At 33.6% G+C, this 20,330-nt stretch carries 24 protein-coding genes; 5 read left to right on the forward strand and 19 right to left on the reverse strand.

The window, feature by feature from the left end:
* Nucleotides 1-12: 12 nt before the first annotated feature.
* Nucleotides 13-2,208 carry a glutamine synthetase III family protein gene (locus tag EL165_RS16975; protein ID WP_002982482.1) on the reverse strand — a complete coding sequence of 732 codons (2,196 nt, stop codon included), beginning with the start codon at nucleotides 2,206-2,208 and terminating at the stop codon, nucleotides 13-15.
* A gap of 303 nt (nucleotides 2,209-2,511) precedes the next feature.
* Between EL165_RS16975 and EL165_RS16980 the strand changes: the two genes are divergently transcribed.
* From EL165_RS16980 to EL165_RS16990, 3 genes are all read left to right on the forward strand, one after another.
* Nucleotides 2,512-4,203 (forward strand): DUF6909 family protein, encoded by a 1,692-nt coding sequence (locus EL165_RS16980; RefSeq protein ID WP_041461966.1) that lies wholly within the window; start codon nucleotides 2,512-2,514, stop codon nucleotides 4,201-4,203.
* Nucleotides 4,204-4,397: 194 nt separating this feature from the next.
* Nucleotides 4,398-4,868, forward strand: a complete 471-nt coding sequence (locus EL165_RS16985; protein WP_002982487.1) for a DinB family protein — start codon at nucleotides 4,398-4,400, stop codon at nucleotides 4,866-4,868.
* A 224-nt stretch (nucleotides 4,869-5,092) separates the two neighbouring features.
* Nucleotides 5,093-6,931, forward strand: a complete 1,839-nt coding sequence (locus tag EL165_RS16990; protein ID WP_002982490.1) for a M1 family metallopeptidase — start codon at nucleotides 5,093-5,095, stop codon at nucleotides 6,929-6,931.
* Nucleotides 6,932-6,979: 48 nt separating this feature from the next.
* Here the strand turns inward: EL165_RS16990 and EL165_RS16995 are convergent, their stop codons facing one another.
* Nucleotides 6,980-7,657, reverse strand: a complete 678-nt coding sequence (locus EL165_RS16995; RefSeq protein ID WP_002982492.1) for a hypothetical protein — start codon at nucleotides 7,655-7,657, stop codon at nucleotides 6,980-6,982.
* Nucleotides 7,658-7,772: 115 nt separating this feature from the next.
* Between EL165_RS16995 and EL165_RS17000 the strand changes: the two genes are divergently transcribed.
* Both EL165_RS17000 and EL165_RS17005 read left to right on the forward strand, forming a co-directional pair.
* Nucleotides 7,773-8,531, forward strand: a complete 759-nt coding sequence (locus tag EL165_RS17000) for a type III pantothenate kinase (protein WP_002982494.1) — start codon at nucleotides 7,773-7,775, stop codon at nucleotides 8,529-8,531.
* A 70-nt stretch (nucleotides 8,532-8,601) separates the two neighbouring features.
* Entirely contained in the window at nucleotides 8,602-9,129 is a 528-nt protein-coding gene (locus EL165_RS17005; protein ID WP_002982496.1) for a GNAT family N-acetyltransferase, read from the forward strand.
* 75 nt (nucleotides 9,130-9,204) lie between these two features.
* Here the strand turns inward: EL165_RS17005 and EL165_RS17010 are convergent, their stop codons facing one another.
* The 17 genes from EL165_RS17010 to EL165_RS17090 form a co-directional block, all read right to left on the reverse strand.
* The gene (locus EL165_RS17010) at nucleotides 9,205-9,636 is read right to left on the reverse strand and encodes a nucleoside deaminase (protein WP_002982498.1); all 432 of its coding nucleotides are present in this window, start codon (nucleotides 9,634-9,636) and stop codon (nucleotides 9,205-9,207) included.
* On the reverse strand, nucleotides 9,637-10,257 hold the full coding sequence (locus tag EL165_RS17015; RefSeq protein WP_228370572.1) for a hypothetical protein: 621 nt from the start codon (nucleotides 10,255-10,257) through the stop codon (nucleotides 9,637-9,639).
* 53 nt (nucleotides 10,258-10,310) lie between these two features.
* Entirely contained in the window at nucleotides 10,311-11,231 is a 921-nt protein-coding gene (locus EL165_RS17020) for a helix-turn-helix transcriptional regulator (RefSeq protein WP_002982501.1), read from the reverse strand.
* Between the two features lie 141 nt (nucleotides 11,232-11,372).
* The gene (locus EL165_RS17025) at nucleotides 11,373-11,807 is read right to left on the reverse strand and encodes a hypothetical protein (protein WP_002982503.1); all 435 of its coding nucleotides are present in this window, start codon (nucleotides 11,805-11,807) and stop codon (nucleotides 11,373-11,375) included.
* 187 nt (nucleotides 11,808-11,994) lie between these two features.
* Complete coding sequence (locus EL165_RS17030) at nucleotides 11,995-12,459, reverse strand: SMI1/KNR4 family protein (RefSeq protein WP_002982505.1); 465 nt, start codon at nucleotides 12,457-12,459, stop codon at nucleotides 11,995-11,997.
* A gap of 203 nt (nucleotides 12,460-12,662) precedes the next feature.
* The gene (locus EL165_RS17035) at nucleotides 12,663-13,019 is read right to left on the reverse strand and encodes a hypothetical protein (RefSeq protein WP_002982509.1); all 357 of its coding nucleotides are present in this window, start codon (nucleotides 13,017-13,019) and stop codon (nucleotides 12,663-12,665) included.
* A 100-nt stretch (nucleotides 13,020-13,119) separates the two neighbouring features.
* A complete protein-coding gene (locus EL165_RS17040; protein WP_002982512.1) occupies nucleotides 13,120-13,524 on the reverse strand; it encodes a hypothetical protein in 405 nt (134 codons plus the stop codon).
* A 106-nt stretch (nucleotides 13,525-13,630) separates the two neighbouring features.
* Nucleotides 13,631-14,008 (reverse strand): hypothetical protein, encoded by a 378-nt coding sequence (locus EL165_RS17045; protein WP_002982514.1) that lies wholly within the window; start codon nucleotides 14,006-14,008, stop codon nucleotides 13,631-13,633.
* Between the two features lie 152 nt (nucleotides 14,009-14,160).
* Nucleotides 14,161-14,499, reverse strand: a complete 339-nt coding sequence (locus tag EL165_RS17050; protein WP_002982516.1) for a YrhB domain-containing protein — start codon at nucleotides 14,497-14,499, stop codon at nucleotides 14,161-14,163.
* Nucleotides 14,500-14,690: 191 nt separating this feature from the next.
* A complete protein-coding gene (locus tag EL165_RS17055; RefSeq protein ID WP_232529134.1) occupies nucleotides 14,691-15,011 on the reverse strand; it encodes a YrhB family protein in 321 nt (106 codons plus the stop codon).
* A 25-nt stretch (nucleotides 15,012-15,036) separates the two neighbouring features.
* On the reverse strand, nucleotides 15,037-15,492 hold the full coding sequence (locus EL165_RS17060) for a hypothetical protein (protein ID WP_002982522.1): 456 nt from the start codon (nucleotides 15,490-15,492) through the stop codon (nucleotides 15,037-15,039).
* Nucleotides 15,493-16,027: 535 nt separating this feature from the next.
* Nucleotides 16,028-16,516 (reverse strand): SMI1/KNR4 family protein, encoded by a 489-nt coding sequence (locus tag EL165_RS17065; protein ID WP_002982525.1) that lies wholly within the window; start codon nucleotides 16,514-16,516, stop codon nucleotides 16,028-16,030.
* 10 nt (nucleotides 16,517-16,526) lie between these two features.
* Nucleotides 16,527-16,799 carry a toxin-antitoxin system YwqK family antitoxin gene (locus EL165_RS17070; protein WP_002982528.1) on the reverse strand — a complete coding sequence of 91 codons (273 nt, stop codon included), beginning with the start codon at nucleotides 16,797-16,799 and terminating at the stop codon, nucleotides 16,527-16,529.
* A 166-nt stretch (nucleotides 16,800-16,965) separates the two neighbouring features.
* Nucleotides 16,966-17,508, reverse strand: coding sequence for a hypothetical protein (locus tag EL165_RS17075; protein ID WP_041461967.1), 543 nt, complete (start codon nucleotides 17,506-17,508; stop codon nucleotides 16,966-16,968).
* 4 nt (nucleotides 17,509-17,512) lie between these two features.
* Entirely contained in the window at nucleotides 17,513-17,701 is a 189-nt protein-coding gene (locus EL165_RS17080; protein WP_002982534.1) for a hypothetical protein, read from the reverse strand.
* Between the two features lie 8 nt (nucleotides 17,702-17,709).
* Nucleotides 17,710-19,584: a hypothetical protein gene (locus EL165_RS17085; RefSeq protein WP_002982536.1), complete on the reverse strand. Its 1,875-nt coding sequence runs from the start codon at nucleotides 19,582-19,584 to the stop codon at nucleotides 17,710-17,712.
* Nucleotides 19,581-20,258 (reverse strand): hypothetical protein, encoded by a 678-nt coding sequence (locus EL165_RS17090; protein WP_041461968.1) that lies wholly within the window; start codon nucleotides 20,256-20,258, stop codon nucleotides 19,581-19,583. The genes EL165_RS17085 and EL165_RS17090 overlap by 4 nt, the downstream gene beginning before the upstream one ends.
* Nucleotides 20,259-20,330: the final 72 nt, after the last annotated feature.

Below are 20,330 nucleotides of genomic sequence, written 5' to 3' on the forward strand. Positions count from 1 at the left end.
ACTTTACAGGTGTTATTTTGTAAACAACATTTCTCTGTATTTTGTCATCGGCCAAAGCTCATCGTCAACCATCATTTCCAATGCATCAGAAGCTTCTCTGATGGTATCAAATAATGGTTTTACTTTATTACAATAGCTTTCTGCCTGTTTTTGGCTGTCTGATATGCTTTTGGCTGCTTCTCTGGCTTTGATAAGATCTTCAACACCAAGCTTAATTGTAGAAACATTTTCAGAAATGCTTGTAATTAAACTCATTTGTTCTTTAGCCAGTGATTTGAATTCTTTATCTCCAAAGATTTCTTTAAGACCTTTTACGTTTTCAATTAATCTGTTCTGATAGTTTAATGCAGAAGGAATGATGTGGTTTCTTGCAATATCACTTAATACTCTTGCTTCGATATCAATAACAGTAGAATATTTTTCTAACTTAATTTCATTTCTTGCCTCAACTTCTCTGTGGGTGAAAATTCCCATCTCTTCATAAAGGTCCAGGAATTTCTTATCCATTTCCTGTTTTAAAGCTTCAGGAGTTGTTTTAAGGTTGTTTAATCCTCTTTTCTTAGCTTCTTTTGCCCAGTCATCAGAATATCCGTCACCTTCAAACATAATGTTTTTACACTGCTTGATGTACTCTCTCAATACATTAAAGATGGCTTCGTCTTTCTTAAGTCCGGTTTCAATTAAAGCATCAACTTCTTTCTTGAAATCGTTCAATTGTTTTGCTGCGATGGTATTCATTACCGTCATAGACTCTGCACAGTTTGCAGAAGAACCTACCGCTCTGATCTCAAATTTATTTCCTGTAAATGCAAATGGAGAAGTTCTGTTTCTATCAGTATTGTCTAATAAAATTTCAGGAATCTTTCCTACTACATTTAATTTTAATTCTGTTTTTTCTTCCGGAGATAATTTTCCGTTGGTTACTTTTTCAAGCTCTTCCAAAACGCTGAACAGCTGGCTTCCGATGAATACGGAGATAATTGCCGGCGGAGCTTCATTAGCACCTAATCTGTGGTCATTGCTTGCAGATGCGATACTTGCTCTTAAAAGATCAGCATACTCGTGAACTGCTTTAATAGTGTTAACAAAGAAAGTCAGGAATTGTAAGTTTTTCTTAGGATTTTTTCCCGGGCTTAATAAGTTTTCACCTGTATCTGTAGCTAAAGACCAGTTGTTGTGCTTTCCGCTTCCGTTTACTCCTGCGAATGGTTTTTCGTGGAATAAAATGTGGAAGTGGTGTCTGTGAGCAATTCTTGCCATGATATCCATCAACAAAGAGTTGTGGTCTACGGCAACGTTTACTTCCTCAAACATTGGAGCCAGCTCAAATTGGTTCGGAGCTACCTCGTTGTGTCTTGTAGTTACAGGAATACCTAATTTCATACATTCGATTTCCAGCTCCTTCATGAAGTTCATTACTCTTGTAGGAATTGAACCGAAATAGTGATCATCCAGCTGCTGTCCTTTTGCAGGAGAATGTCCTAATAATGTCTTACCTGTTAATACAAGGTCCGGACGGGATTGGTATAATGCTGAATCTACAAGGAAATATTCCTGCTCCCAACCTAAAGTAGGAGTTACTTTTGTTACATTTTTGTCGAAATACTGCATTACGTTGGTTGCAGCCTCGTCTACAGCGTTCAAAGCTCTTAAAAGGGGGGCTTTATAATCTAAAGTTTCTCCTGTATAAGAGATGAAGATAGATGGGATACACAATGTAGTTCCCATGATGAAAGCCGGAGAAGTAGGATCCCATGCGGTATAACCTCTTGCCTCGAACGTGTTTCTGATTCCTCCGTTCGGGAAAGAAGAGGCATCCGGCTCCTGCTGGATCAATAAATTTCCGCTGAATCTTTCAATAGCTCTTCCTCCTTCGATAGGGGTGAAGAAAGAATCGTGCTTTTCTGCGGTTGTCCCTGTCAAAGGCTGAAACCAGTGAGTATAGTGAGTTACTCCTTTGCTCATTGCCCAGTCTTTCATTGCTACAGCTACCTGATCTGCAATGTGTCTCTGGATTTTAGTCCCTTTTTTTACTGCATCCATAATAGACTGGAATGCTTCTTTCGTTAAATATTCTCTCATTGTTTCTTCTGAGAAAACATTCTGGCAGAATAATTCTGATAATTTTACAGGAACTTCAACAGAGTTATCTCTTCTGAAATCCTTAAATGGTAGGGTTTCTAACGCTTTGAATCTTAAGGTTGACATAAATGGGTTGATTTTTTACAGGGCAAATTTACAAAAAAAATGAATTGAAAACATTTTAACCCTAAAAATTTAAGGGGTATTCTGAAAATTTATATAATTTAAACAAATGTTTGGTGTTTTTAACAGGGGTGTTTGGTGATTTAATGTTTAAAAAATGAGATTTTAAGCCTGTTTTATAGAATACAGAGTAAATATACTATTTATTATGCAATAAACAATCATACTGAATGATTAAAATACTTGTTAAAAGACAGTTAAAGTAAAGTGGGTAAAGATTTTGTATATTTGTGTGAAATTTATTTTATGACAAATTCTAGAGCAAGAGAAACAACAGAGGCTATTGAAAGACTATACATCTCTATGAGACACTTATTTTATAGAGGATTTTTCAAGCCGGGAGGAGTTTCAGGAGAGAGTATCAGAAGTTTGTTGAAAACCATCAATCCGGAAATTTACGGAACCATGAATATTCCGAGCAAATTGGAATTGGACGGTTTGATGTATGTTTTAGACAGGCTTCCGGAAGGAATTGAAGAATGTGCTTTTATTCATCTTACATCTGATGAAGGGTTTGATAAAGGAAGTTTCGAACCTATTGTTCCAAAGAAAAGAAGAAGAAACTGTTATAGAATAGACGAACACCAGATGAATATTGAGGTTCTTTTGGGCCGTTCTGAAATTTATGACATTCTTACCCACCTGACATTCCTGTTTATAGAAGCTGATAAAATCCGTAACCTGGCATTCATCCAGGATGAAAACTGGAAACCGACACGTGCTTTCAAAATTATTGAAGAAGTGGTGAAGGGGGAAAAGAAATTCAGCAGAAAAGAAAAAGAAGTGGCGCTTATTCATCTTTCTTCTTTAATAGGAAGATCTTTTGATGAAACTTTAAGAGCTTACAATACTTTTGGTGATGATCATAATCCTGACCGTCTTTTCAAAATTATTTACAACTTAGGAAAGGTAAGTCTTGAGGATGCAAAAGGAAGCAGAGAAAGAGAAATTTATTTCAGCTCTATATTAAAAGAAAGAGTGGGACACCATTATTTTGGAGAGAAATGGGCGAATAAGGTAAAAGAGGTTTTATTTGAAAATAACCTTCACATGCGTCCCCTGCATATCATTTCTGCTAATATGCATTCAGTAAAAAATATGCTGTATGCCAACCATGCACTTAAAAAGAAACAGCATCATGAAGTTGATTATAAACTGTATGAAGAGATTTCAAACAAGAAAGAACTTCGTGATAAAGTTTTAAAATATGCTTTGGAGGAAGGCATGATTCATATTGCGGACAAGAGTGGAAGTAATATTGACGTTCAGATCATAGACCTCAGCAAAACAGATCTGAAGAATACTCCGTTTGCAGACATCAAGTTCTCAGGAGATGATGTTGTAATGGTTTTTGATTATGCTTTCGGAGAGCAGGCTTTCGAGGTGATGGATGAATTGCTGAGACCTTTTGAACATAAAGGAGAAGTATACATGATGCATGTAAAATCCGTTTCCATCATGGGGAAAGCAGGTATTCTTACCGGAGCGAAAGGAGATATTATGATCCCTACTTCTCATATTTTTGAAGGGACTGCAGACAATTATCCTTTTGAAAATGCTTTAAAACTGGAAGATTTCATCGATGATGAACTGAAAGCTTTCGAAGGACCAATGATTACTGTTCTGGGAACTTCTCTTCAGAATAAGGATATTCTTTCTTACTTTATGAACACTTCATGGAAGGCAATTGGTCTTGAAATGGAAGGAGCACATTATCAGAAAGCCATCCAGGTAGCTTCCAAGATCAGACATCATATTTCACCGGATCTGTTCGTGTGCTACGCTTATTACGCATCAGATAACCCGCTGGAAACAGGAAGTACATTATCTTCGGGTGGTCTTGGGCTTACAGGAGTGAAGCCAACATACCTGATTACTCTAAGAATCCTTGAAAAGATTTTGAGAAGCGGAAAAAAAGAAGCTTCTGCAAAAAAATAATTGTAATTTAACGTTATAATATCAACCTCAGGTACTTTTGTGTCTGAGGTTTTTTATACTTATTTAACACGAATATCACATATTTATTTGCACGAACTGCTTTATTTTATTGTGTTTAAAATAGTGGTTTTCATTGGTGAGATTTGTGTTTAAATAAAAACCTATCTTTAGGAAACATAAATAATATTGTACCCATGAGTTCAGTATCACAATTATCAAAAAGGTTCAGAGAGGTTTTGCTGGATGGTCTCTGGATCGCCAATACCAATTTTAAAGATCAGCTTTCAGATGTAAGCTGGGAACAGGCAGTGGCAAAAATTGATTCTCTGAATACGATCGCAATGCTTACTTTTCATATTGATTATTATATTGCAGGAATTATCAATGTTTTTGAGGGTGGTGATCTTGAAATCAAAGATAAATTCAGTTTTGATCTTCCTCCCATAGAATCTCAGCAACAATGGGAAGAACTGTTGAATAAACTCTGGAAAGATGCTGAAAAATTTGCAGTATTGCTGGAACAGATGCCTGATTCTAAACTTGATGAGGTTTTTGTTGATGAAAAATACGGAACTTACCGGAGAAACATTGATGGAATGATCGAGCATAGCTACTATCACCTGGGACAGATTACTTTAATCAAAAAACTGTTGAAGAACGAATAGGCATATCAATGCTCACCGTATCAAAAAACGACTCATAATAGTCTAGGAAAATCCGTGTCATCTGTGGTTCGTAAAAATAAGTCACTTCATCTTTATGAATTTCTATTTTAACAACTCTGATTAAAATTCATCTAAAACCATAATAAACAGAATAAAATCTCAAAATAACTCCTATTTGAGGTTCTTATTTAAATTACCTACCTTTAGAAAAAATAAAATTTTAAATGAGAAAATCGGCTGCAATCATTTTTGCGTTTATCATTTCACAATTTCAGGCTCAGCAAGGAGCTTATTATCAGCAGGCTGCAAAGTACAAGATGGATATAGATGTCAATGCTGAAAAATTTACCTACCAGGGAAAACAAACGATAGAATATACCAACAATTCACCGGATGAGCTGAATGTGGTTTATTTCCACTTATACTGGAATGCTTTCAAACCTAATTCCATGATGGATCAGAGAGTGGCTTCCCAGGGGAAAAATGGAGATTCAAGACTGCAGAAAGATGGCATTTCGAGACTGGCGTCCATTCCAAAAGATCAGGAAGGAGCTCAGAACATTCACTGGATTAAGCAGAATGGGAAAGACGTGAAATTTGAAGTTCAGGAAACCATTATGAAAGTGTATCTGGCTGAACCCATCAAGCCGAATTCTACCACTACGTTTACAATGGATTGGGATTCCGTGATCCCCCAGCAGATCAGAAGAAGCGGAAGGAACAACAAAGAAGGAGTTGACATGACAATGACGCAATGGTATCCGAAAATTGCAGAATACGATTATGACGGTTGGGCAACTTTTGATTATCTGGGAAGAGAATTTCATGCACCGTTCTCTGATTTTGATGTTACTATTAAAATCAATAAAGATTATGTCGTAGGAGCAGGAGGAATTCTGGAAAACCCAACAGAAGTAAAAGGCTACGATGCCAATGCCAAAATAAAAACAGAAAAAGATAAAAAAGCGGTCTGGAAATGGACAGCAAAAAATATCCTTGACTTTGCATGGAGTGCAGACAGAGATTATTCTGTGGAAAGCTTCAATGTTCAGGAAGGCCCGAAAGTATATCTTGTTTATCAGAAAAATGATAAAACAAAAGCATGGGGTGAGGCACAGCCTTATATCACCAAGTATTTCCAGATTATGAATTCCCACTTCGGAAAATATGTATATCCTACTTATGCATTTATCCAGGGAGGAGACGGCGGAATGGAATACGGAATGTGTACCATGATTTTAGGGGAAGCTAAAAGCATTAAAGATTTAATGGGTTTAATGGCTCACGAAGGATCCCACTCATGGTATCAGCAAATGCTTGCTACTAACGAATCTGTACGTCCATGGATGGATGAAGGCTTCACCAGTTATGCAGAAGGTTATACAATGTATCAGCTATTTCCTGAAGATCTTCCGAATCCTTTTGTTGAAAGATTAGATGCTTACAGAAAGTTCGTTAAAAAAGGAATTGAAGAACCTGCAGTTTGGCTAGGGGATCATCATGATAACGGTACATCTTATACCTTTGCTTCTTATGTAAAAGGTGAATTATACCTGGTACAGCTTGGATACATTATGGGAGAGCAGAATCTTGCCGAAACTTTAAAGCAATATTATGATCAGTGGAGTATGAAGCATCCTTCGGACAGGGATTTCCTTCACATTGCGCAAAAAGTTTCCGGGATGGATCTGAAATGGTTCCACAATTACTGGATCAATACGACAAAAACCATCGATTACGGAATTAAGGATGTTAAGTACGATGCAAAGTCAACTACTATTACTCTGGTTAATAATGGTCAGGTGCCAATGCCGATTGATTTCGGAGTGATGACAACGGATAAGAAAATCATTACTTATCAGATCCCGATGAATATGACGCATACGTGGAAAGAAAAAGATGTGTATGGTGATTTCAAAACAATGCCTTACTGGCCATGGACTCAGAAAGAATATACCCTTACTATTCCTTATACCAAATCTCAGCTATCTGTTCTCGGAATTGATTTCAGCCAGAGAATTGCAGATGTGAATATGGAAAATAATTTTGTAGAGGTGAAATAACGATAAGCATATACAAAGAAAAATCCACAGATTAATCTGTGGATTTTTTTATTTTATTTCAAATTGCTGTACCATCCAGTGATTGGGATGATTTTGGATGAGATCCTGCCTCAAAGTCTCATCTTTGGTGTTTAAATAACTATAAACTTTTAAAGGAATAGAGTCCGGATATTCTTTTAAACCGTTTGCAACCGTAATTTTTGCTTTTTCTTTCTGGGAGCCGCTGTCTAAGGCCTCCGCTTTAAAAATGTAGATGATTGCCGGAAGCTTTCCATATACTTCCTTAGTTTCGCTTTCAAGGAGATTCATGGTTTCAATCTGAAATTCAGGATTTGAATTTTTTCCTTCTGCGACAGTCTGGCTGATATGCTGCTGATACATCAGAAGAAGATAAAGCAGGTGTATATTTTTGGTATTGGGATCAGAAACTGCTTTTTGAATTCTGTGTGTAAGTTCGGGAGTTACTTCATCATTATCAGCCTGAAGATTTTTTTGATAAAATTCATCCATCAGATCATAAACTACCTTATCCTGAGGATCAATTTTTGACTGACTCTTTATTTTTTGTAAAACGCTTGCCATTGAGTTGCCGGATTGCGCAAAAATACAGATACCGAAGCATAGTAAAGTAACAAGGATCAGTTTTTTCATGAGATAGTCAGAATAATAATATTGTGTTTTAAATATACTGAATTGTTCCGGAGAAAGAAAAAATAAGTGTGTCATTGTAATTTAATTGGATAATGGCAGGTTCTTTTTTTTAAAATGATTAAATTTAAGCCCTCAAAATCAAGCAGGAATTTCAATTATATATAATGAATTTCTTCTGAAAAATATGTCAATGAATTCAATCGTAATCAACGTAGGGAACAGCAATATCAGATTTGGACTTTTCAATGGTGATAATTGTGATATTTCGTGGGTAATCAATACAAAGCCTTACAGAACGGCAGATGAGCTGTATGTACAGATGCTGATGCTTTATCAGACGTATAAAATTGAACCGAAAGAAATTGATAAAGTTATTATCGGGTCAGTAGTACCTCAGCTTACCAAAGTCATGAGCTCAGGAATTAAAAAAATCCACGGGACCAACCCTGTAATTGTTGACAGGAATACACCTTCAGGAGTGCAGGCTAAATCCAAACAAATGGGTACGGATATCTATGCAAACCTTGTTGCCGCTCATAATTTATATCCTGGTAAGAAAAAGATTATTATCGATTTCGGGACTGCTCTTACGGCAAGTTGTGTAGCGGAAAACGGAGAAACTCTGGGTGTAATTATTGCTCCGGGAATTGTTACTTCTCTGAATTCTCTGATTAACCAAACTGCACAGCTTCCGGATATTGAACTGAAAAAGCCCAAATCTGTTCTGGGATTGGACACTGTAACCTGTATGCAAAGTGGAATGGTATATGGCTTCCTGGGAATGGTAGAAGGGTTTGTCAGCCGTATCAATGAAGAAGTAAATGATGATTGCTTTGTCGTCGCAACGGGAGGAGTCTCTCATATCTACAAGCCTTTGACAGATAAAATTCATGTGATGGACAGGCTTCACACCCTGAAAGGACTTTATTTCCTTGGGAAAGATTTATAAATAAAAGATTAAGGTTCAGGTTGAATCCGGGTAATACCTTAGTCTTCACCTCAACCTTAATGTTAAAATAATGAAAAAATTTCCAATTATACAGACAGAAAGACTTATTCTATCGCAACTGGAGGAGAAGGATATTCCTTTTATCGTTGAATACCTTCAGCACAGAATTTTTTCTGATCTTACTTCTAATATTCCTTATCCCTACATGGAAAATGATGCCCGGATGTGGCTGGAAATGTCTAAGGAAGCTTTTGATAATGATACCGGATATACTTTCGGAATCAGGAATAAAGAAGGACAAATCATCGGAGCGATCGGTCTCCATGACCGAGATGATGATAAAGCGGAATTAGGCTACTGGATAGGAATTCCTTACTGGAATAAAGGATATGTAACAGAGGCTGCAAAAGCCCTGATCGATTTTGGATTTAATGAATTGAATTTTCATAAAATCTTTGCTACTCATTTCCCTCACAATCCTGCTTCCGGAAGAATTATGGAGAAAATAGGAATGGAGCAGGAGGCTGTTCTCGTACAGGAGGTGAAAAAGGATGGAGAATATTTTGATTTGGTGAGATATTGTATTGTAAAAGAATAGAAGAAATCTTAACAGGATAAATTATAAGATAAAAGCCGGGAATATTTAATTATTCTCCGGCTTTGTGTTTTTAAATTATCTTTTACTTTTAAAGAATTGTTTAACAATAGAAGAGCATTCTGCTTCCATAATGCCTGTGATAACTTCTGTTTTCGGATGAAGAGAAAGATGTTTATTGATAAAACCTCTCTGTTCATCACGCGCTCCAATGACTACCTTGGAAATCTGAGACCAGGAAAGCGCTCCTGAACACATGACACATGGCTCCATGGTGACATACAATGTGCAGTCTTTTAAATATTTTCCTCCAAGAAAGTTAGCTGCTGAAGTTATAGCCTGCATTTCTGCATGGGCAGTCACATCGTTCAGTGTTTCAGTGAGATTATGGGCTCTTGCAATAATCCGGTTGTTGGAAACCACTACACATCCGATCGGGACCTCATCTTTTTCTAAAGCGGCTTCTGCTTCCTGCAGTGCCATTTTCATGTAATATTCGTCGGTAAACATTTAGTCTGTTATCGTTAAAGTTAAAGGAAGTTTAAAACGATAAGTTGTCGGATCTCCTTTTATCATGGCCGGAGAAAATTTTTCTGCAAGAGAATATAAGGCAATTTCTGCCTGCCTGTTGAAGGTGAAATTCTCACCCTGGGCATGAACATTGCTGACTGTTCCATCTTTTTCAACAATAAAATCCACATCCGTTTTTATCGTTTTTTCTTTAGAATATACCCCGTCAACATACAGCAGATTGGCGACTTCCTGCCTTAAAGAATTAATCCCGCCCGGGTAATCTGCCATCTTTTCAGCACTTGAAAAGTTTTCAGATGAGGGTTTACGTTCAGGATTTCTGATGGTCTGAAGGTCTTCCAGATTTCTGACTTTTAATAAAGCTCCGATCATCGCATTATTTTCAATGCTGTCCATTTTTTTCATGAAAAAAAGAAAATCACCTTTAATCTCTGCTTTTTTTACGGCATTGGACTCTGCATCAAATTTCTTTTTGAATTCTTTGTTCAGCATGTTTCTGTGCTGGTTATAATAGCTCTTTACAAGCCTGAACTCTTCTTTCTGCTGTGCGAGAAAAAAGGTAGAAATAAAACAGCTGATGCCAATGAATAAAGTTTTCAATAAGGGTATATTTATGTAAATATAACAAAAAATATGAAATAAGTTATTTATGATCAGCTTTCAAGATAACGGTTTAAAGATTCCTGTAAATGATTGCGAATTTCTTCAACTAAGGTTTTCGGTTCCAGAACGGTTACTTCTTTTCCATAAGAAAGAATCTCCTGCATAAAGTCATAAGTAGGATGAAGGAAGAACTCAAAATAAATTTCCTCAGGGGTTTCTCTGGTCTCTTTCTGAGATTGATGAAGTGGGAAACTTCTGATATATTCTCCCTGATGGCGGCTGCATTTCAATACGATATTCTGTGGCTTCTGTTCTGCCAGATTCATGACCCCGAATGCATTTTTAAAATGCTCTCTGAAGTTGTATTTGTATTTCTCCCTGAACTGATTTTTGGCCACATCAAGATAATTGATCCTGTCAAGCCCGAACGATTTTAAAACTTTATCTTTTGTATCGATAGCAATAAGGTACCATCGATCTTTAGATTCTTTTAAAGCCAAAGGATGCACTTTTCTGGAAGTCATCAGTTTGTTCTTGTAATTGTAGTGCTCAAAAGTCACTACTCTTTTATTCCGGATAGCAAAGAACAGGTCATAAAAATGTTCCACACCGGTTGGTTTTCGGCTTTCAAAAAAGATAAAATCTGAAAAATCCGGGTGAAGGTTCAGGGCATTGCTCACCTGGAAGGACTCAAGAAGCTTCTGATTATATTCATCCACTTCCATAATCGGGCGGCTCTCAATATAATACCGGTTGTCACCCTTTTTTTTGTTATGAATGGAGAGATTGAAAAGATCTGAAATCTCCCGGATATCCCTTTGCAAAGTACGGATAGAGTAGCTCTTGATTCCTGCATCCTGGAATTCAAAAGAGTTTAAGAGATAGTCCTCCAGCTGAGAATAAGTAGCCGGAGAGCTTTCTAATCTTTTAATTATTAAGGCATATCTTGTCAGATAAAAATCTTTCTTCATTTCTCTATTTTTAGGGTGCAGCAGCGCTGCGATTCATGGTAAAGTTTTATAAGACAAATATATGCGGTTCATGCGACAAAACGTGTCGTGTTTTATTTTTTTATAGTAAAGTTTTGTTATATAACAATTATTGGAAGTGTGTTAAAAATTCTTCCTTACAAAATTTTTAAAGTCAAAATTTTGATGTTTAAAATATTTATCTTCATCAACAACAGTGTATTTATTATTTTTATCTTTTATAGCATAAACAAACCTCGGTTTGTCATCTCCTAAAAAAGAGGTCATATGAAGAGGAACTCCACTATCTAAAAAGTATATAAAAAAAGATTTATATTCATTATCATATTTTTCTTTACTATTCACACTAAAATGCCATCCGTCATGTTCATAATATCCATCATTGCCTAATGAATATACTTTTACTTTATCTTTTGTTGCTGAAGCCGTTTGCAAATTATAAGCTTCTTTAAAGACATCATCAACTACTTTTAATCCTATTTGTATGATTTGTTCTTTTGTCGGTTTCATATTGTCTTTAATAAGATTTTCAATACCTTTAATAAAAATATTATTCATTTTAAAATAATTATCCCCAACTAAATGGACCTTTTAAATCTGTATAAATCATATAATGATCAGGATAAAAATAACCAACTTTATAATAATTTGCAATTGCCCAGATTTCTCTTTCTCAAGAGGTGCATAGGCCATAATTTCTCGAATAACTAGTCAATAAAACCGCCTCTTATTGAGGCGGATACTATTAAAACGGAATGTTATTCTTTACTCGATGAATACTTTCGTTTACTAATGCTGTAAATGTAAAACCATTATACTTAATAAACTCTTCCCCCGGAGTAGATTTATAATAAGGTGAACAAATGTAGGTTTTAGGATCAGCTGTATTTTCATCTAAATAAATGAATGTAAAATATTCACAACCAGATAGTTGGTGAAATGCGAAAAAAGGTCTTTCAATTTTTGCTCCTGTAATTTCCAATTCTTCTTTAGCTAATTCCTGGAGTTTTAATATACCTTCAATATCATCGAATCCAAAATTATTAAAATCCCCAGCTAAGTATAAAAACTCTCTAAATGCTTTTGGAAATTTATTTCCTTTATTATATTCTGATTCTATCTTTTGAATTTTTTCTTCTGAAAATCCTCTATTAATAAAATTATTAATTTTTAGATTATCTTTCACTGCTGTCATATATTCTATTGTCATAGCTATTTGATTTTATTAATAAACTCATCTCCTTTATTAATACGGTTTTATGGAGATTGAAAGTATATTGCTAACTTAATTTCTTAAGATTCCTGTAATTTAGATGATAAGCTTTTGGTAGTCCGCATTCTGTAATTCAAAAGGAGTTTAAAAGATAGTCTTCCAGCTGGGAATAGGTAGCGGGAGAACTTAAAATATGAAGGTCAGGGACACGCAATTATAAAAGAATTGAGATTATTTTGCTTATCAAATTTTGATGAAAATTCAAGTAATTGCTCTAACTCTTCTGGTGTATAAGAATCTGTGGTATGTTTGTTTTGAATAATAGATAAAGCCCAATGATAGGGAATTTGGTGATTTATGTAATCCACACTTTCATAATCTTCAAGATTATTTAATAAAGAGATAAAGTAATAGTGAAATTCATTCTCAATAATCTTCTTGTTGAAAAAATCAGTAATGAGTAGACAAACAAATTCAAAATACTTTTCTCTTAAAAAGATTTTCTCTTGACCATCGTCATCTATAAATAAAAATTGGCTACTTTTAATATGTTTCACAATGTAAATTGTTTCTGTATTGTTGAATTCAAAGAGTTTAAAAGAGGGTTATCCAATTGCGAGGGTAGCCGGCGAAACTTTATAATAAGACTAATAAAAACTAATCTTCATATTTTTTAAAATGGTTATGAGGAGTTTTGGATTTAGAATCATAAAAGAATAATGTGGGATCTTCCGATTCAACTAGCTTTTTATAAAAGATGTAATATGAAAAAAATCCCTCATAGTTGTTATCAGTCATTTTAATGCTGTTATAAATATTTTCCAAGCTACTAGGCGACAAAGATTGCTTTAATTCGAAATTTTCTTTTAACCAATTTTCGAAAAAGTCTTTGAATTTTTCCAAAAATATTTTTCTGCTTACATTAAAGTCAGAATTACTGGATAGAAGTAAATAGGTTTTTTCATCCTTATTTTTCATAAAATATAAAAAATCTTGGAATTTTAATTCAAAATCATTACAGACAGTGATTCTTTTATTGTCGTATGTATATAGTTTTCTCATTTTCCTCTAAGATATAAAAAAGCCAGTAGTAGCAAGTTAACCTTTTTGAGACAACCTTTCATTAAGGGTATTAATACTTTCAATTATAATCAGTTTAACAAAGAAATTAAAGAAACTTGTCAATACTATTTTTTTTAATTACTCCTTTTTCTCTCATTTCGTAAACGATATCACCTTGAAAATCAAAAAAATAATCTTCTTTGGGGTATATGTCATTAGTGATTTTATGAATAATCTCATTGAGCATTGTCTTCCAATATTGCGGCTCTGCATCTTTTTGTAAAAGTTCGAAAGATATTTGAGAAGAATTTTTTAAATCAATACCTAAATATTCATCTTGAAATTTTCCTCCTTCATAGCCATGTTGAGCTGAATATAAATTTGAGACCAAAAATATACTATTTTTATACTCATTGATAAGTTGAGTAAGTTCTTTTTTTTGTTCTAAATTTTTTCGGAACTTTAAATGATATGTAATTGACATGATTTTATTTTTAAATAGTTAATATCTCCTTGCTTGGTTATGTAAATAACTTCTTTTAATCCGTCTATTTCCCAATCGAGAAATTGCTTTTGCAACTTTAGAAGATCTCCTCTTTTTTAGTTCTTGTATTTTATATTTGTAAAGTGTTCTGATTATTTATAATCAAAACGATCTTCGTCTGGATACCAATAACCTGTTAAACATAATGGTAAAGCATTATTTTCATAAGCTTTTAATTGGTCTTCCAGATTGCCTGACGTACTAAAAGTAACCACCCTTCCCGCTTTTTTTTCTACTAAAAATGGTCCATTACCTACTAATGACTTATTAAAATCACCTGTTAAAAGATATTCTTTAGAATCATAAGAGTATACATTACCATGTGGCGTTATAATAACTTTATCTATAACTACTTCGATATTTTCTCCTCCTTCACCTAGTTTTTTTAAAAAACGTTCTGCGATGATGAGCATTTCTTTTTCTGTTAACATATTTTATATTTTTCCTTACGATTAGTGATGATTTTTCTGGCCTGGTCTTGTAAATATTTTATGTTTGTTGATTTTAAAGTATGATCAATCAAGTAATAATGTAAATATTATTGGGCAAAACAGCAATAAAGATACTGCTGTTTTACTCAGGAGTTATACTTCTTTTGTTTTATTATTGTAAAATATAATGATTATTTATAATCAAATCTGTCTTCGTGAGGATACCAATAAAGGTCTAAACTTGGAGTCATTGTTCCATTTTCATAAGATTTTATATTATCCTCTAAAGTACCAAGAGAACCAAAACTTACGACTCTTCCAGTTTCTTTTTCTACTATAAAAGGGCCAGAACCAACTAGAGATGCAGTAGGATCTCCTGTTAATATATGTTTTTTAGAATTGAAAAAATAAATATTGCCATATGGTTTGTTTAATGTGGCATTAGGAATAATCATTGGCTCAATATTCTTTGCAACAATTCTTTTTATAAAAAGTTCTGCTATTTTTAGCATTTCTTTGTCTGTTAACATTAGCTTATCAATACTCTTTTACCCATTCTTTAGTGTCTGGATTCCATTCTAAACATTGATCCCAATTGTCTTCAATAAGATTTTCAATACCTTTAATAAAAATAGTATTCATTTTAAAATAACTATCCCCAACTAAATAGACACTACTTTTTAAGTCTGTATAAATCATATAATGATCAGGATAAAAATAACCAACTTTATAATATATACCAGGAAATGGTAGGTTTGCACTTACATTATTTTTTAAAAAATCTATTTTAGTGTTTAAAGTATTAACTACATCAGATTTATATGGTTTACAATCTTCAATAACTAAATCTCCATAAAAAATTAAAAATTCTTTAAGATGATTGGGTAGTTCACCAAAATTATTAATTTTTTGATTTAGAGCAGTTTCAATATTTCTATTTTCAAACCAACCTGCTTTTTCAAATTGTGTTTGAACATTTGATTTAAATTTCATATATTTTTTTAACGAATTTCAGTAATATTAAAATATTTTAGCATTGGATTACAACTTGCGCATGCTTCTTATATAATCCTTGAATCAATGACTCTCCCATATTGTCAATTCTGAGAGCTTTACTTTTAGATTTACTCTCGATAAAATTAACAAACTGTGCAACTTTTAAAGCAATACAAAATAGTGATCAGGATCACATAGCCTTTGTTGGCACCCTTGAGGTTTTAGACTATTTGAAATTTTATAAAATTGGAGTATTTAGGTTTGTGTCTTCAAGTAACTCCTTAATATGTTTTTCGGGTTCATAAAATAAACCACTTAATAAGATTCCATAATTAAAGCAGCTTTTTATATCTTCAGTTAAAAATGAATTTTTATTTTCAAATAATAAATAAAATGGATTTATTTTTGGTATTTATTAAGTACAATAGGGCGCAGCAGTGCTGCGATTCATGGTAAAGTTTTATAAGACAAATATATGCGGTTCATGCGACAAAACGTGTCGTGTTTTATTTTTTATAAAAAATGAATTGGATTAGATGGCGAGATTGCTTTCAGAAATATCTACTAATTCATCAATCATATCTTTCAAAGTTTTAAAAGGGGATTTCCATATTACGTCACCGTTATCACTGTTATAGTCTTCATTAATGGAAAAAAGCCAAGGCTGCGGATTATCTCCATTGTCTAGATAAATAAATGTACCACATTGCCCCTCTAATGTATTAAGTATTGCGATTGGCCGGGCAATACCGGATTTTCTTTTTTGCAGAGCCTGTTTGTACTTTACAACCAGTTTTCCTGCATTTCTCCCCACATGATTTAATGAAATACAGCTGAATTCACCTCCAATAGAGAGAAATTCTTTATAAACTTTAGGAAAAGGAGAACCGCCGTTCATTTCAAGTTCTAGCTGTGTGATATCTGCTTCGCTTAGCCCTACAGGGGGCCCGAATGCAGAAATTCTTTTGCTTGCTCCATTTTGTTTGTAACGTGCGTACTTTTTTAAATATACTATTTCCATATGTTATTATTTATGCCGTCAAATTACCATTTTCATCCCATTTTTTATAAGTTCCGTCGTATTCTACGTTGTTATGGGCTTTATATTCTGTATATTTTTTACCGTTTTTATGATAAGATCTGAACCGTCCTTCCTGATAGCCGTCTTTATATTCCTCTTCGCAAAAAAGCTCGCCAGTGTCATAGTACCGTAAAACAATACCTGTAAAAGGGCTGCCATTGTGATAATATATAGGAACTCCTCCGCCATCTAAACGGTTACATGTTAAATCTTTTTCTTTCACTCTCTTCAATTTTTACATGTGACTAATATAACAAGAATATGGCTGGCTTTTAATTTAAAAAAATATAAGCCACAGCACGCTGTGGCTTATTATCTATGGGAAGAAAATCTTTATGAGAAAGTATATGTGGTTACTTATCCTAAAAAAGTCTTAAATAATAAGTTTTTTAAGATTCTAAATCATTATAATCTAAAAGTTTACTAATGTATAGTGGAGCGCCACTGTTGTAAAGAGATTTAAAATGTAGATAATTGTTATTAAACTTGTAAGGAATCATGCTTTTAGGAGATCGCATAAATACAATGTAATACTCACCTAATGCTTCATAGATGTCACTATATTTAGCATTATTTTGCTCCTCCAAAGTTAAATTGTCATTTGCCCACTGTTCTTTTATATATTCTCTAAAATAGTTTATTCTATCATTAGTATATTCTTCAGGTATTCTATGTTCGTCCTTTAAAAGGTTTTGTAATATATGTTCATATGCCTTAACAATATTCTCATAAGAACCAGGCTCTAAAAATAAATCTTCTTTGCCTAAATTTTCTCCGAAAATAGATTTAAAAACTTCTTTTTCTAAAAAAGTATGATCTTTTAATTGAGGATTTACAAATAATATCTTACGGTTGCCTTCTGTACTTTTTATACCTTCAGTAATATAGTTCTTTGTTGAAACTAAAATAATTTGTTGTTTTTCTTCTGACATAATTTTATTTTTTAAAGATAAATACAATATTAGTTACTTTGTCAATATCTCCTAGCGGTTGTATTTCACCTAATTGCTCTGCAGAATTATAAAGCTCTGGTTTTACAAAACCTTTACTTTTTGCCCATTTACCTGTAAAGGTAGTTAGTGCTGCTGCCTCCAGATTTTCTTTAGTGATAGGTTTTCCCAACATTTCATATTTTAACTGGGATAAATTACGGATTGTTGGTCAGGATAATCAATATATGCATCATTTTTTTGCCATTGTCCCATAATACCGTCCATATCATGTCCTAAATCTTTTCTTAATGTCATGTAACCATCATTAAGCATAATTTCTCCAAGACTAAGATCAGTAAGCCCTGTTTTATTTGCCTGTATTGCAGATGTAAGATCATAAGGAATAAAAAGATCCCCATATAAATAATTTTTATTACCAATTAAAGGGAAGTCCTGAGGATTTGCTAGTTGTATTTTACATTCAAATGCATCCTTGGGATGGGCTTCAAGACCTGTTTTTTGCCACGTTCTTTTGCCGAATTGGTAATCGTGTAACTCATAATAATATGCTGTAATTTTTTTCTTTTTTATAAGTTTACCTACTTTAGTTTCTCCAGTTTGCGAATGCAAAAGTCTAGAATCTTCGGATGCTCGTCTTGCAAAAAAGAAGTCTTCCATGGCTGTCTTTCCCTCATTTTTATAAACTACTACAGCTGCATCCATAAATTCTTTTGCGGCGGATTTACTGCCTGAAAAAACTTCAGCTCCTTTAAAGAAAATGGTAACATCTGTTATTGATTCCTTTATTCCTTGTAAATAAAATAATAATTTTCTCCCTCCCTGTAATGTATAAAATGCAGGGATAGCGGGGGGAATAATACTGAGGGCTCCAATAGAAAGGGGCTGATAGGTTTTTTTTGTTCCTTTTATAATTTTCACTCCATCTATTGTTGCCTCATAAGGTTCAAAATTAATTTTCTTTGCATTTATTGAAGCCTTGAGTTCTTGTGATAATCCTTTGATATTAATGAAATCGGTTACTAAGCGTGCCCACATTGCATAATGGATGTATTTTGTAATTACGGGATGATCTTTAGTGAATGTTTGGAACATAGTAGCTCCAAAGCTGGCATCAATTATCACTCCGGTAGAATAAGCAACTCCTATTGTACTTCCTGCTTCTACTGCGGCCATAATTTCTACCACTCCAAGAAGGCAGAAGGCTAATTGTATCGTAACTTCTGCAGCAAGTATATTGGTTTCCCATGTTTCTTCATTATATAAGAGATACACAAAACAAGCAGGAAGTAAATAGATTTCACCTTTTTTCAGTTTATATTTTTCAATATCTTCTACTGGAGTTACGCTTATGATGTCAAGAGGATTACAGGAAATAGGTTTTTGCAGATCTTCTCTTGTCATATTTGATAGAAAAGGAGCAGCAAGACTCATTTTTCCAACTTTTACAAAAAGATTGAGATCTGTTGTGAATTTTAATTTGTTGTGTTTTGTATCAAATTCTTCAATATTACGATTCCCGAAAGTTCTGTTATCAAATAAAACCTGTCTGCCAAATTCCAGGGAATCCGCATACTTTTTGTTCATTTCTCCCTTTTTAATGTAGGTCATATAAACTCCTGTGATAATAGTACATACTTGGGAAAATACCTGAAATTTTAAGTTATTAAGCAAATGAAAGAGTTTTCCATCTTGCTCTAAGCAGATTATAATATCAAAAAGCTCCTGCTTATTAGAACAGGTTTTAAATAATGCGGCAACAATATCTCCATTAGAGATTCCTCCTGAAATACTGAATCTTGGGAAAGCAGATTCTTCTCCACAATACATTTCGATGTATTTTTTCCTGGTTTCCATATCCAAACTGAAGAAAGGAGCATCAATGAACCATTTGAACATACTTCCTCCAGCAGTAAGGTTTTGCTCTACGAAGGAATTCATATCTTCAATATTGGTGATTCTTCCGTCTTTAAGCCCACCCATATTCTTTTTATAATCTTTCAATTGAGTAATAAGCTGTTTTAAATCTTTTAGAGAAATATCTTTATTATTGTTCAAATGAATTCCAAAATAATTATGGGGTCCGCTTTAGAAATGATCCATTCATTATAGGCATGTTTTTCTTCCGCTCTCATTTTGGCAATGGTTCTGTTTACTTCCTGTAAAGCTTTTATAGTACCTTGCTCTTTTAAATTTACTTTGTTTTTTAAAACCTGGCTTGGAATGGCAAATCTGGATTCCTGCTTGGTATTTTGTTCGCTTATAATAAATTGATAATCTGATATCGCATCATCAATAGCTGTTGAAATTTCATCGTGAGAAAAAGAAAACCCTTGTTGTCTGTCATTAATGATATTATTGATAACATATTCTTTAAATGTTATATTATTCTTAAATCCTTCATATTTAAATTCTTGTTGAGAGCTTAATAATTTATTGTAATCTTTTGATCTCCCGGTAATGGTAATATATAATTCATTTTTGCTTCCAAGTAAGTAAAATATTAATAGATCAGCATCGGTATGAGTTTTTAGAAATTTGGGATCGTTATATTCATCCACCAATTTATTTATATCTCCATAAGCTAAAAACTTGTGGTAGTAGGTAAGGCCGCTTCCATTTAAAAGACCATATTTATTTTCCGGAGAAAGTCCCAAGCCACTTATTTTGGTTATTTTAGGCATCTTTAATGAAGCTATATCATGAGATCCTAATGCTTTTATTGATTTCATTTTATAAGTGTTAAGTGTTAAAAAAGAAATGGCGGCTTTATGCCACAATTTCATTAAATATTTTAATCTAAG

It is taken from the genome of Chryseobacterium gleum (assembly GCF_900636535.1).
GTDB lineage: Bacteria > Bacteroidota > Bacteroidia > Flavobacteriales > Weeksellaceae > Chryseobacterium > Chryseobacterium gleum.